We start from the raw sequence: 14,367 nt of genomic DNA, 5'->3' as shown, positions 1-14,367 counted from the left end.
TGCTACAAGTCTTGTATACATAAGCAAACACCCGCGCGGGCAAAGGGACAGAATATGAGTGATAAGCGCAACATCAAAACTTACGACAAACCCGCTGGCGGATGGGGCGCTTTGAAAAGCGTAACGCAAAGCTGGCTCCAAAGCGAGAAGCCACTAAAAAATTTACGGGCTATGCTTAAAACCAATCAAGATAAGGGTTTTGACTGCCCGGGCTGCGCGTGGGGAGAGTCTCCGGAAAGCGGACTAGTTAAGTTTTGCGAGAATGGAGCTAAAGCAGTGAATTGGGAGTCTTCTGGTCGACATGCTGACCCTGCATTTTTCTCAAATCATTCTGTAAGTTCACTCAAAAAGCACACAGACTACTGGCTGGAGTCTCAGGGCAGACTTACCCACCCTATGCGCTACAACGCTAAAACTGACTGCTACGAACCCGTTTCATGGGACAACGCGTTCGCACTTATCGCCAAGCATTTGAATGCTCTAAACTCTCCACATCAAGCCGAATTTTATACCTCTGGGCGGGCAAGTAACGAAGCTGCTTACCTGTATCAACTTTTTGTGCGCGCGTTTGGTACTAATAATTTTCCCGATTGCTCGAATATGTGTCATGAAGCCTCGGGACAAGGTATGAAGCCCACCATAGGCGTAGGTAAAGGCACGGTTACGTTCAACGATTTTGAAAAAGCGGATACTATATTTGTAATCGGGCAAAACCCGGGCACTAACCACCCGCGCATGTTAGAGCCCCTGCGTGACGCTGTACGTAGAGGCGCTCAAGTAATTTGTTTAAACCCGCTAAAAGAGCGCGGTCTAGAAAAGTTCCAGCATCCTCAACACCCCATAGAAATGCTAACTAATGGCTCAACGCCAACCAATACCGCTTACTTCAGGCCTGCTCTTGGCGGCGATATGGCAGTTATGCGGGGCGTTGCGAAATGGTTACTAACCTGGGAACGGGAAGCAACAGCAAACAATGATACTCCCGTCTTCGACCATGATTTTATCAATACACATACCAACGGCATGGACGACTATTTAGCTGTAGTCGACAATACAAGTTGGGAACATATTGAAACGCAGAGCGGTTTATCAAAAGAAGACATCCGTCACGCGGCTACTATGTACAAGCGCGGCGAACGGGTAATCATGTGCTGGGCTATGGGAATTACACAGCACAAACACTCTGTTGCTACGGTTCAAGAAATTGTAAATGTACAGCTATTGCGAGGAAACGTTGGCAAGCCAGGTGCCGGCCTTTCACCCGTTAGAGGGCATAGTAATGTACAAGGTGATAGGACGGTGGGTATCAACGAAGCACCACCTAAAACCTTACTCGATGCATTGGAAAGCAAGTTTAACTTCGCAGTACCCCGAAAACGGGGTCACAATACCGTTCAAGCGATTCAAGCTATGGAGCGCGGCGAGGCTAAAGTATTTATCGGCTTAGGCGGTAATTTTGCGCAAGCAACACCAGATACACCGCGTACACACGCGGCGTTAGAAAAATGCGATTTGACGGTACATATTGCCACTAAACTAAACCGCTCTCACCTGACTACAGGTAAAGATGCGCTCATTTTACCTTGCTTAGGTAGGACTGAAGTAGACATGCAGGTAAATGGACAACAAGGTGTAACTGTAGAAGATACGTTTTCTATGGTTCATATTTCTTATGGGCAGCTACCGCCTACCTCGCCCGAACTTCGCTCAGAACCAGCCATAATCGCAGGTATCGCAAAAGCGACGCTTGGCAATACACCGGTAGACTGGGATTTCTTAATAAGCGATTACGATAATATTCGTGAACTTATTGCCGATACGATAGACGGTTTTAAAGACTTTAATACCAAACTAGCGCAGCCTGGTGGCTTTCATCTGGGTAACGCTGCTAGCGAACGGAAGTGGCTAACATCTTCAGGCAAGGCTGAATTTGCCGTTAACTCGCTGCCAGATTCGCTGTTAAATGCGGACCTAGTAACTCAAGGAGAAAATCCCGACCTTATTTTGCAAACGCTGCGCTCTCACGACCAATACAACACCACTATCTATGGTATGGATGACCGTTACAGAAACGTATTTGGTGCCCGTGATGTCCTGTTTGTCAACGAAAGCGATATCGAAAAGTTGGGATTTAAAGATGGCGATAAAGTCGACATTACCTCTATGTGGAACGACGGCAAGATACGTCAAATAAAACAGTTTATGTTAGTGGCTTACGACATTCCAAAGGGTCAAGCCGCCGCCTACTACCCAGAGACCAACCCACTGGTACCATTAGAAAGCTATGGCGACGGAACCTTTACACCCACGTCAAAATTTATTGCGATCAAACTTTCAAAGTCCGAGACGGATGGACGAATTGCGGTGAATACGCTCTCGGAGGGTCATATTTAGGCACGTGGATAAGGGACACTCCATAGCGATTGGCCCACTTAACTGATAATGTCGTAGGAGCTGAAAGGGTTACAAGCAAAGGTAATTTTGCTCGTATCGCTTTTTGTACTAGTTCTAAGCTACAGCGACTGGTTAACACTACAAGGCAATCCTTCTGGTAAAGATTATTAGCTGCGATTGCCCCAATTAACTTATCAAACGCGTTATGCCTACCTATATCTTCACGACACGCTAGTACATTACGCTTAGCATCCATGTAGAGCGCGCCGTGCACTGCCCCACTTTGCTTCGCTAATGCTTGCGCTTCAGATATAAGGTTTCGCAACCCTTCAAACCAGCTTGCGTCTGGCAGGGGTATTGGGTCTACAGGTTGGAGTTGAGGCAATGCGTTATCCAGTGCTTCGACACCACAGAGCCCGCAGCCCGACGCCCCCGCCAATTGCCGTTTATTTTCTTTTAACTTCCAAAAAGCCCGGTTGGCAATGTCGACTTCGGCATTAACGTGTTCGTTGTGATGAGTCAACTCAATACCGTAGAGCTCGCGAGGATGCTCGATAATATCGTTACTCAAACTGAAGCCAACTATAAAGTCTTCGATGTCTTTGGGCGTAACAAGCATTACTGCATAGTTGATACCGTTATAACTAATGCTTAATGCGACCTCTTCAGCAAGAGTAAAACGTTGCGTTTTAGGTGTTCCATCTAAAACTAATGCTTGATGTTCGACGTTATTTGTCATCGGGCCAATCACCTGGCGTATTAACGTTCAGCCAATGCGCCTCATCCACAAGGGTTATTTTTTCGCTCTGTTTTCCTTGTTCACCATTTGCACTTTTTGCGCACTCAAGATTAGCCTCTTCAAGCGCAACAGCATCTATGCTATCCAAGAACCCCACCACACGACGCTTGTTTTGGTCAACTAAGTAATGCGTTAACCTGGCTGCGATACCCTGTGAAACGGGCAAATAAAAAGGCAAAAAGCGTTTTTTCACATAAACCGACCGCTGGGATTCACGCCCTGCTGATACTAGCAATTTCAAAAGCTGAGGCGTCATCTGGGGCATATCCACGGGAAGGACAAGCAATTCAATAAGGCTGTCACTGCCATTGTTCGCATTACACAAATCATCTACAGCAGCGTGCACACCACCCAGTGGACCTGCGTCTTCAATAATATCAACTAAAAAACCTGCCGCATTTCGGCTGATTAAGACCTCATCACACCCTGCAGCTTTTAACAGCGATGACGCTTTTTCAATAAGCGTGCTTCCCTGATAACGCATAAGGGCTTTATCTTGTCCCATTCTGCGCGATTGGCCACCCGCTAACACAAGTCCGATAAGAGTTTTATTCAATTTATCCACTTCTCGTTTCTCTCTTATCAAGCATTCCCTCACTATTGATTCTATAAATTCAGCATGTTGCTTTGCAATAGTAAACTAGGCCTTGGTTAGATTACACAGCTTGCAGAGGGCGCGCACTAGTTGGTAGAAACTTTTTTCTTAGTACTAATCCAAATGAAAGTAGAAACAGCCAAACCGTAGCAGCCTCATCCACTGCATGAGTAACAGTGGTCAAATAACCAATATCAGCAAACGACGCTACAGTGGTATCGCTTAACGTAATTGGATAGGGCCCTAAATAGCCGGTCATTAAGTCCGATGAACCACCGGGCCAAGGCTCGTCCCAATGGCTATTGGCAGTACCTGCGCCTCCGCCAAGTTCAACAGGAATGAAGGCCGCGTCTTCTACAAACTCACGGCGATAAATTTCCAAAGCGTATTCTCCAGTATAGCGCCCTGTGCCATTGACATAATTAGATTGACTCCCTGCGATAAAAAAATCGGTCGTCCACAAAGTACCAAACCCAATAACATGAGCCATTTCGTGTACGATGACATCGAAAAGTGTTCCGTTATTTTCCATGTTATTTAAATCTGCCGTGTCAAAGCGCATCCGACCTTTATTTGCATAAACAAAAGTACTGTCAGAAAGCTGAGTAACACTTGACGGACCAGCACTGCCTAATATCCCGCCCGTACCATCAATCGGCGTTCCACTTGCCTCTATAATAATACTATGGTCAAAAGCGCTTTGAACGCCTATTAAGTATGATTCCCAATAGGCAATTGCATCGTCAAATGCACTAGATTGTGAGGGTGTTAACCCTCCAAGATTATTGATGGAGATGTTGAATAGCCCAGCATTTACGGGTAGTGACATGCATAATGATATAACGACACCTAGAACTAGCTTCGGTAAACCATTCATGGCTTCCCTCCTGAATTAAGAAACAACATCTAACGCAAAATCTAACGCAAATCATTTGGGGTAACGATACTTATGCGCTTTAATAACTATAGACTAGAAAGTGGAGGTAACACCTTCCCTAACTTTTTTATTGTTAACGGCAAATATAAGATTTTCTAAAGCGAACCATTTGTGAAAAGTCGCAATAAATACAATATTTTAGAGTGGCGCAAGCGATAGCTATGAAGGGGCTTTTAAGTTCAATTGCAAATGGAGCACGCAAATAGAGAGCGGGTATTGGGAAAAGTCCTTAACACGTTAGTAAATGCAGCTATGGTTGAAAGCATTTACTCACCACCGAGCTATTCTTAAAGCCACAAGGTGGTGAGCTTGAAAAGGTTACCAGGTTAAATCGTCTGGGATTTCATAATCGGCATACCAATCGTCTTCATCTTCGTCTTTTCCATCGCTACCGCTTTTATCTAAATCGGCGCGATAGATAATTGAAGACTCATCACGCTGGGCAATCTTGTCAGCCACCGGCGTTGGCACCAGTTCGTAAGCATCGTCGAGTAACACCACAGTCAAACGACCTTTTGTCACTTGCTTGTGCATTTCTTCACTCACATACATGCGTTTTACCACGTTATCGTGTGTGAAATTAAGTACAGTTTCACCTTTGCGTGGCTGTTTATTAACGTTAATAAGCTGCCTAACTTGAGCCGCAATCGAACGTTTTTCACGCTCTTCCTGCTGCAATTGATTTAACTCACGAGAACGGGCTTTTTTCTCTTCCGCCGCTTTCTGGGCTGCTAACGTTGCCTCATCTACTACCGGCTGCTTCTGCTTATTTTTCTGTTTTTGCTTTTTGCGTTTATCAGCGCGCGCTTGTTTTGCCGTCGCTTTGTCAGCCAGTCCGGCTTTTAAAAGTTGATCCTGTAAAGAGGCCATAATTCACTCTCTATTAATTTAGTAACGAACCTTGCGTGAGCTGTGGTGCAAGACTCTAATGGATATATATAGACGTAATAAGCCCGAATAAATTCGGGCTTAACATTTATGTTTCTGCGTAATGTATAAGCTACGCGTTATTTTTTCTTAGCTTTTGACTTAGCCGCCGGCTTTTTCGCTGCCTGCTCCTGCCATTTGCCGTTGTCGTACCACGCCGACCACCCGGTGGCTTTTCTGTTTTCGTTTTCAGACATCACATACTGCTGTTTGGTCTTTCTGCTGTAGCGAACTATTGCAGGGTTACCATCAGGGTCTGTTTTTGGCGCATCAGCAAGATAATAGAATTTCGGCGATATTCTATCTCTAAAGCGCGCAAGTTCTTCCACTTTCGGCGCACGAGTCTCGCGTGACTTAGGGAAGTTATGCGCTGCCAAGAAAATGCCCGACGCCCCATCGCGTAGCATAAAGTGAGCGTCTGACTTTTCACACGGAAGCTCAGGTAAATCGACCGGATCTTCTTTAGGTGGCGCAGCTTCCCCGTTTCTTAGCAGCTTACGGGTATTCTTACATTCTTCATTAGTACAGCCGAAGTATTTACCAAACCGACCGTTCTTAAGCTCCATATCACTGCCGCATTTATCGCATTCGATAATAGGGCCGTCGTAGCCTTTAATTTTAAATGTTCCCGTCTCAACCAAGATGCCATCACAGGTGGGGTTGTTACCACAAACGTGAAGCTTACGGGTCTCGTCTACCAAGTAACTGTCCATAGCAGTGCCGCATTTAGGGCAACGCTTTTTAGAACGAAGCGCTTCTGTTTCAAGCTCTTCCTCGTCATCTACCTTCACCACTTCATCACCGGGCGTTAGGTTCATGGTGTTGGTGCAACGCTCTTTAGGCGGTAAGTTATAACCTGAACAGCCCAAGAATACGCCGGTTGAAGCCGTTCTCACATTCATTTCGCGGCCGCATTTGTCGCATGCAATATCCGTAGGTATTGCCTGATTTAGGCGCATACCGCCCTCTTCAGGATCTTTTTCGGCGTTCAGCAGTTTCCCATAGAAGCCGCTGTAAAATTCATTAAGAACATCTTTCCAATCTTTATTGCCTTCAGCAATGTCATCAAGATGCTGTTCCATGTTTGCCGTGAAATCGTAGCTCATTAAATCGTCGAAGTTTTCCATCAGACGATCGTTGACTATCTCTCCCATTTTCTCGGCGTAAAAACGTTTATTTTCCAAACGCACATAGCCGCGATCTTGTATGGTTGAAATGATACTAGCATACGTAGAAGGACGACCAATGCCGCGTTTTTCAAGCTCTTTCACCAAAGACGCTTCATTAAATCGCGCTATTGGCTTAGTGAAGTGTTGCTTAGGATCAAGTACTTTAAGGTCTAGCACATCACCTTTTTGTACATCGGGCAACATAAGCTCTTCTTCGCCTTTTTTGCGAAGCTGAGGCTGCACGCGCGTCCAACCGTCAAACTTAAGTACTCGGCCTTTTGCTGTAAGCTCGTAGTCCCCTGCCGCTACTTTGATGGTAGTTGCATCGTACTTTGCCGGCGTCATTTGACACGCTAAAAACTGGCGCCAAATAAGCTCATACAGACGCTGTGCATCGCGCTCCATATCACCTAGACTTGCAGCACTAATGCTCACATTTGAAGGTCGAATCGCTTCGTGCGCTTCCTGCGCACCCTCTTTACTTCCATAGCGGTTAGGCGAATCTGGTAAATACTTACCACCAAAATTATCTGAGATATATGCTCGCGCGCTATCTACTGCCTCTTGACTCAAATTGGTCGAATCAGTACGCATATAGGTGATGTAACCCGCCTCATAAAGACGCTGAGCCATCATCATGGTCTTCTTAACACCGAAGCCCAAACGTGTGCTCGCTGCTTGTTGCAGCGTAGAGGTAATAAATGGCGCAGAAGGACGACTTTGCGTTGGCTTCGACTCGCGGCTTTCTACCGTGTAGCTAGCCCCTTCTAATTCAGCAAGTGCTTTGTCTGTTTCAGCTTTGTTTTTAGGCTTAAATGCATTACCTTGATGCTTGGCAACCAACATACGAAGCGCTGCTTTTTGTTGGCTGGTCAAGTCTGCATGTACATCCCAGAACTCTTCTGGTACGAAGGCTTTGATTTCGCGCTCTCGCTCGACAACAAGCCTAACCGCTACCGATTGAACACGCCCAGCTGAAAGGCCGCGCGCAATCTTTTTCCACAGCAATGGCGACACCATAAAGCCCACAACGCGGTCTAGGAATCGGCGTGCTTGCTGCGCATTGACACGCGATATATTTAGCTCGCCCGGGTCTGAAAATGCTTCTTGAATCGCATTTTTAGTAATTTCGTTGAACACTACCCGCTGATATATCTTATCTTTTTTGCCTAGCAGCTCTTGTAAATGCCACGCAATCGCTTCTCCCTCGCGGTCCAAATCCGTTGCGAGATAGATAGTGTCAGCGTCTTTTGCAAGCTTTTTAAGTTCGTTGACTACCTTTTCTTTACCTTGCAGCACCTGATAGTGAGCCTTCCAGTCTTTTTCTGGATCAACGCCCATTCTGTCTACAAGTTTTAAGTATTCGTGACGACGAAGATATTCTTGACGCTCTTCTTCGCCTAAAGTTTTGAGTTCTTTAGCCGGTTTTTTAGGCTCTACTTTGCCTAACGCCTTCGTCGGAAGATCTCGAACATGGCCAACCGAACTTTTTACGATAAAATCTTTGCCAAGATATTTATTTATCGTTTTTGCTTTGGCTGGTGACTCGACTATGACCAGTGATTTTGCCATATAATTGAACTAAACCTATTGATTTTTAATGACTATTTACGTCAATTTCTGAAAACTGGAGCAGCCCGACACTATATATAGGGTACTCGCTCTTTTTTAACATATATCTACAAAGTGAATGGAAAACAAGATCTTCTTCATACTTATTCTTCCCACCGCTCTAAACGCGCACAAAAACTGTACATTAAATGAGCAGTGCGATTGGCATCGGTCTTAAAAGCCGTATAATGCCAGCCATTCCAACCTGACCTAACAACGCACTCAGGTTTAAAAATGTGCCGTGTTTGACCCTGAGAACAGCGAAAGCGTTACCGTTGCTATGAACTTATTCGCAGTATCTTTAAGAATGTAGCATATGGGGTCAACAGCAAAAACTACAAGAATGAGGGAAAGTATGAAGCAGTTTGAAGTTAACTTTGATGGTCTTGTTGGCCCTACCCACAACTATGCCGGCTTATCGTTTGGCAATGTCGCTTCCCTAAACAATGCGAATGCCAAAAGCAGCCCTAAGCAGGCTGCAAAGCAGGGTCTTGCAAAAGCAAAAGCGTTGGCCGATATGGGAATGGTTCAAGGTGTATTAGCTCCGCAAGAACGCCCTGATATCGCGGCACTTCGCCGATTAGGCTTTAGCGGTTCTGATGCTCGCGTGCTAGAAAGCGCTGCAAAGCAGTCTCGCGAGATTTTCTTGGCATGTTGCTCTGCTAGTAGCATGTGGACTGCAAACGCCGCCACCGTGTCTCCTAGTGCCGATACTGCCGATGGTCGCGTTCACTTTACCCCTGCAAACTTAACGAACAAGTTTCATCGCTCACTAGAGCCTCAGGTTACAGGCAATATTTTGCGCGGCACATTCGCCAATGAAAAACACTTTGCCCACCATCAGCACCTGCCAGACAACGAGCATTTTGGTGACGAAGGTGCAGCCAACCATACACGCCTTTGCAGCAATTATGGGCAGGCTGGCGTTGAGTTGTTTGTTTATGGTCGTCACGCATTTGATACCAGCAAACCTGCACCGACAAAATACCCGGCTCGCCAAACATTAGAAGCGTGCCAAGCCGTAGCGCGTTTGCATGGCCTAGATGACGATGGTGTGGTTTACATGCAGCAAAACCCTGATGTTATCGACCAAGGTGTGTTTCACAACGATGTGATTGCCGTAGGTAACCAAAACGTATTGTTTTTCCATGAGCAGGCGTTTTATCAAAAAGAAGCGGGCTTCAAAGAGCTTCAGGAAAAATTTGGCAGCCAGCCACTTCACTTCATCGAAGTACCTACTGCTGAAGTTTCTGTTCAAGACGCGGTAAAAACTTACTTGTTTAACACGCAAATTATAACGCTTCCTAGTGGTGATATGACCATTATCGCGCCAACTGAGTGCGAGGAAAATGAAGCGGTTAAACGTTATCTAGACAAGCTAGTTACATTGGGTACGCCAATTAAGTCGGTTAACTATTTCGATGTTAAACAAAGTATGCGCAACGGCGGCGGCCCTGCTTGCTTACGCCTGCGTGTTGCCATGAACGATCAAGAACTTGAAGCAGTCAATCAAAACACGTTAATCACGGATACACAGTTCGCTCGCTTAAATGCATGGGTCGATAAACATTATCGCGATGAACTAAGCGAAGATGACTTGCGCGATCCTCAGCTACTGATTGAGTCGCGCACTGCTCTGGATGAGCTTACGCAAATTCTGAAGATTGGTTCGGTTTATCCGTTCCAGCAAGGGTAAGTGTTATAACGCCCTAAAAATTAAAAAGAAAGCCGGCTAACAGCCGGCTTTTTTTATGATTTGAATAATGTATACGTTTACGGCGTAACCAAAGTACACTGGTCAGTCACACCGAACGGGTTAGCCGGCGGTGATGCGCCTTCATCGGTCACGTCGTCAGCTGAAATACTAAGCGTGTAGTTCATCGAAGCTTGCGCCTCGCTTCCTGTAGACTGACCAAAAACAGAAATAACAGCATCATACCAAACCGCATAACTACTCGGGTATCGGTACTCCAATTCGGCGTAACCATTTTCATCTGTTTCAGCGTTGCCGTTAGCAAAGGTTATGGTTCCCACCAATCCAGGAGTAAGCATCTGGTCTCCATTGGTATCTTCATTGGTTGGGGTTGTATCCAAGATGCCGTTATCGTTTACATCTTCTGTAAGACAGTTTTGATTTACTATCGCAACCCATTGCGATTCGTCGTCATCATACACCCAGAAACCTGTGCGATATTCACCATTATCCACATACTTTGCCGGCGATACCGATGCAGTTAGGTTCACGCCGCTGACTGGCTGTCCAGCAGAGTCAGAAACAAAAACACTGAAACGCTTCAAGTAAGATGTAGAGGTAGGTTCTTCAAGCTCATTACCCGTTCCTAGAGAGATATCGAATGCGCGAGCACCTACTGTTAAAGTAACTTGATCTTCTATTGCTGAATCATCAGCAACAAAGGCAGTAACAACTACAGACTCTAAGGTTGAAACCGAGCCTGAAGTAAAGACGGTTGTAGCTATCCCCTTACTATCGGTAGTTGCTTGAGAGGGTGATACAAACCCGGTAGACACGTCAGAGACAGTAAAGTTAACTACACTGTTTTTTACCAAATTACCATCTACATCGCGAACCACCGCGCTAATCGTGCTGGTTTGTCCATCAGGGCCTAAAATGTCGGGCGATGCATCAGCAATAAGCGTGTGCGGTGTAGTGGCAATAAACTCAATTTGAGTAAGTGCTGAAACCAACACATTGCCGCTTCCGTCGCTTGCCGACGCTGTAATTGAAGAAATGCCAGCATTGTTGGCGCTAATGTCAATACTTGCTTGTCCTTCTGCATCGGTTTGTACCGTTGAGTCGCCGTCAATCACGCCACGTGAGGCGCTAAAAGTCACCTCTTGACCTACTACAGGTGTGTTGTTTTGACGCCACTGCACAGTAATTGTCTGCGCTTGACCCAAGGGCACTTCTTCTGTTGGCAAATTAACGAAGTTAAATTCGTCTTGCTGAACCTGTACCGTAAAACTTGTTTCAGCATTAAGGGCTGATGCCGTAATCGTATTTTCTCCAGAAGCGGAGGCTGTATAGGATACTGTTGCTTGACCATTAGCCCCGGTATTTACCGTGGTACTGCCTAGGGTGCCGTTAGTTGCAGTTAAGACAACATCTTCGTTTTTGATAGTCTCGCCATCGGAGTCTTGAAGTCGAATTGTGTATTCAACGGTATCGTTTAAAATGACCGACGATGATCCATTGATAGTCACTTCCGTCCCCGTAATAGTAATATCAACAGATTCAGTAAGGCTACCTGCCCCAGCAGTGATAGTAATAGTACGGTTTGATTTATCGTTTTGCGACGTCAGTACTGCGCGTGCTGTGCCATCGGCAAGGGTTTCAGGCTGTGTTAATTGGAGTTCAACGCCATCACCTGTTGCTGCTGAGAAGCTCACTTCGACCCCTTCCATCAACACACTTTGCTCATTTTTAACTAATGCAATGAGTTCGACTTCATCACTGCCACTTGAAGCCAGCTGAATACTGTCAGCGAAAAGCTCAAGAGATGCAGGCTCTTCACTTACCGTGGTACTACCTTCAGAGCTAAAGGTCGTGGAGTCTGTCTCACCAGTAGGTAGAGTAGCCGTTACTTCGCCGTCGCCAGAGGCGCTTCCAACCGACATACCTATTGTTGCAACACCTTCTGCGTCGGTAAGTGCAGTTGCAGTGTCATTTGAAAAGGTAGCCAGCTCATCGTTACTTAGAGAAAAGGTAAGCAAAAGATCTGCCTGAGGCTCACCCAGTGAATTAGTTACCGTAGCAACTGCTGTTAAAGCATTGCTCGATGAAAGGTTGTTATCAGCCTCGCCGCTATTATTTTGCAGCGAGAGAGAAACACTGATTGTAGAAGGATCTGTGCTGGTAACTGCTGTCGCAGAAAACGTTGTCGTTCCTGTTTCGCCACTGCCTAGCGCTGCAGTAATTTCACCATCACCCGACGCCGTACTGGCGTCTAAGCGAATTCTTGCGACACCACTTGAGTTAGTGCGGGCAGTACCGGTGTCATTGCCAAACTCGGCAAGTTCCTCGTTACTCAAGGTGAAAGTTAGCAGAGTATCTGAGTGCGGATTCCCGTCTTCATCTGTCACAGTCGCTACAGCGAACAAGCTGTTGTTTTCTGATAAATTGTTGTCGCTTGCGCCACTTTCATTTTCTAACGATAAGGCAATTGAGTAGGTAGGCGTGGTTGTACCGCCGTCTCCGCTTCCATTATCCGTGTTATCCCGAGAGACTGAAGAACCGCCCCCACCACATGCTGTTAGCATAAATATTGCGCTAATTAGGCTTAACGCTTTCGCTAATGTCGACATAATTCGTTCCTGAACCTCTTTTATTGACAATTGCGTCGTTTTTTATGTTTAAAAATCAACTGAATCTGGCACACTACGAAAGATTAAAAATATAAAAATGCACAGGAAACATTAATGTCTTCATCTGCACATAAATATAGTTTAACCGCTCGCATATTTATCGGCATGGCTGCCGGTATCTTGACTGGTGTCTTTCTCCAATTATTATTTGATGATAGCGGAGATTTCACTTTTTCGATATTCGGTTTAGAGCTCTCAACGTATAACATTCTTGTCGAAGGTATATTTTCTACTCTCGGACAAATCTTTATCGCTAGCTTAAAAATGCTAGTGGTTCCCCTCGTCTTCGTATCCCTTATATGCGGAACAAGTACCTTATCAGACCCAAGCAAGCTAGGAAGGCTAGGTGCGAAATCGGTTGGATTATATGTTGTCACAACCGCAATCGCCATAACACTAGCCATGAGTATAGCTTTAGTCGTTTCTCCTGGTGATGGGCTGAATCTTACCACTGAAACCACGTTCCAAGCTAAAGAGGCACCTAGTCTGTCAGACGTTATTGTTAATATGTTTCCTAGCAACCCAATAAACTCAATGGCGCAGGGCAACATGCTTCAGATCATTGTTTTTGCGGTACTCTTTGGTATAGCAATGGCGATGACGGGTGACGCGGGCAAACGCCTCACCTCCATCTTTGAAGATATTAATACGGTAATCATGCGTTTGGTGACAATCATCATGAACCTAGCGCCTTACGGCGTCTACGTACTGATGGCAAAGCTCTTCTCAACCATTGGCGGCGAAACGATATTGAGTTTGGCAAAGTACTTCTTCTTAGTATTCGGCGTTCTGATCCTTCACGGCCTTGTTACCTATTCTGTTTTGCTTAAAGTTTTGGCGGGCTTGAACCCGGTCATACTGTTGAAAAAAATGCGTGACGCAGCTCTCTTTGCTTTTAGTACGTCAAGCAGCAGCGCTACCTTGCCTGTCACTATGGAAACAGCAAAAAACAAACTTGGTGTAGGTAATTCAGTTTCATCATTCACGCTGCCTTTGGGTGCAACTATTAACATGGATGGTACCGCCATCATGCAAGGTGTAGCGACCGTTTTCATTGCTCAGGTTTACGCCGTAGATTTAAGCCTTGGCGACTATATGATGGTAGTGTTGACCGCCACGCTTGCTTCTATCGGAACCGCTGGTGTACCTGGTGTTGGCCTGATTATGCTGGCCATGGTGTTGCAGCAGGTAAACTTACCCGTTGAAGGTATTGCGCTTATTATCGGCGTAGATAGACTGCTTGATATGACACGAACTGCGGTTAATATTACCGGTGACTGCATGGTGTCATGCGTCGTTGCAAAGAGCGAAGGCGCGTTAGATGAGAGTGTTTATAACGACCCTAAAGCTGGTTTGAAACAGGAAGATGTTGACTTTGAACACTTCGAAAAGAACAGTTAGCAAGGAATTAAAGCCCACTTAGTGGGCTGTGAACATTATTTAAGTGTCACACAAACCCAGCAGTTAGATACAAATAAGGCCAGCATAATTTGCTGGCCTTTATTTTTTTCGCGCGAAACTGACATGTGAAGCAAATACAATTATCGCTCGT

9 protein-coding genes are annotated in these 14,367 nt (G+C 45.7%); 3 read left to right on the top strand and 6 right to left on the bottom strand.

Annotated elements, in window-relative coordinates; genetic code table 11:
- Nucleotides 1-54 precede the first annotated feature (54 nt).
- On the top strand, nucleotides 55-2,394 hold the full coding sequence (locus V7R55_RS05740) for an FdhF/YdeP family oxidoreductase (protein ID WP_334058143.1): 2,340 nt from the start codon (nucleotides 55-57) through the stop codon (nucleotides 2,392-2,394).
- Here the strand turns inward: V7R55_RS05740 and fdhD are convergent.
- From fdhD to topA, 5 genes are all read right to left on the bottom strand, one after another.
- Nucleotides 2,327-3,133 (bottom strand): formate dehydrogenase accessory sulfurtransferase FdhD, encoded by an 807-nt coding sequence (fdhD, locus tag V7R55_RS05735; protein WP_334058141.1) that lies wholly within the window; start codon nucleotides 3,131-3,133, stop codon nucleotides 2,327-2,329. The genes V7R55_RS05740 and fdhD overlap by 68 nt on opposite strands.
- Complete coding sequence (mobA, locus tag V7R55_RS05730; RefSeq protein WP_334058139.1) at nucleotides 3,123-3,758, bottom strand: molybdenum cofactor guanylyltransferase; 636 nt, start codon at nucleotides 3,756-3,758, stop codon at nucleotides 3,123-3,125. Before mobA ends, fdhD begins: the two co-directional genes overlap by 11 nt.
- Nucleotides 3,759-3,849: 91 nt before the next feature.
- Entirely contained in the window at nucleotides 3,850-4,665 is an 816-nt protein-coding gene (locus V7R55_RS05725) for a leishmanolysin-related zinc metalloendopeptidase (RefSeq protein WP_334058137.1), read from the bottom strand.
- 378 nt (nucleotides 4,666-5,043) lie between these two features.
- Nucleotides 5,044-5,595: a DUF2058 domain-containing protein gene (locus tag V7R55_RS05720; protein WP_334058135.1), complete on the bottom strand. Its 552-nt coding sequence runs from the start codon at nucleotides 5,593-5,595 to the stop codon at nucleotides 5,044-5,046.
- A gap of 137 nt (nucleotides 5,596-5,732) precedes the next feature.
- Nucleotides 5,733-8,393, bottom strand: a complete 2,661-nt coding sequence (topA, locus tag V7R55_RS05715) for a type I DNA topoisomerase (RefSeq protein ID WP_334058133.1) — start codon at nucleotides 8,391-8,393, stop codon at nucleotides 5,733-5,735.
- 394 nt (nucleotides 8,394-8,787) lie between these two features.
- Here topA and astB point away from each other — a divergent pair, with 394 nt between their 5' ends.
- Nucleotides 8,788-10,128, top strand: coding sequence for an N-succinylarginine dihydrolase (gene astB / locus V7R55_RS05710; RefSeq protein ID WP_334058131.1), 1,341 nt, complete (start codon nucleotides 8,788-8,790; stop codon nucleotides 10,126-10,128).
- 77 nt (nucleotides 10,129-10,205) lie between these two features.
- Here astB and V7R55_RS05705 read toward each other — a convergent pair whose 3' ends face one another.
- Nucleotides 10,206-12,755, bottom strand: coding sequence for a beta strand repeat-containing protein (locus V7R55_RS05705; RefSeq protein ID WP_334058129.1), 2,550 nt, complete (start codon nucleotides 12,753-12,755; stop codon nucleotides 10,206-10,208).
- A 114-nt stretch (nucleotides 12,756-12,869) separates the two neighbouring features.
- On the opposite strand from V7R55_RS05705, the gene V7R55_RS05700 reads away from it, so the two are divergent.
- Entirely contained in the window at nucleotides 12,870-14,216 is a 1,347-nt protein-coding gene (locus V7R55_RS05700) for a dicarboxylate/amino acid:cation symporter (protein ID WP_334058127.1), read from the top strand.
- The last annotated feature ends 151 nt before the right edge of the window (nucleotides 14,217-14,367 follow it).

It is taken from the genome of Alteromonas sp. S005 (assembly GCF_036864475.1).
Taxonomy (GTDB): Bacteria; Pseudomonadota; Gammaproteobacteria; order Enterobacterales; family Alteromonadaceae; genus Alteromonas.
This window is presented reverse-complemented; position numbering and strand designations above follow the sequence as displayed.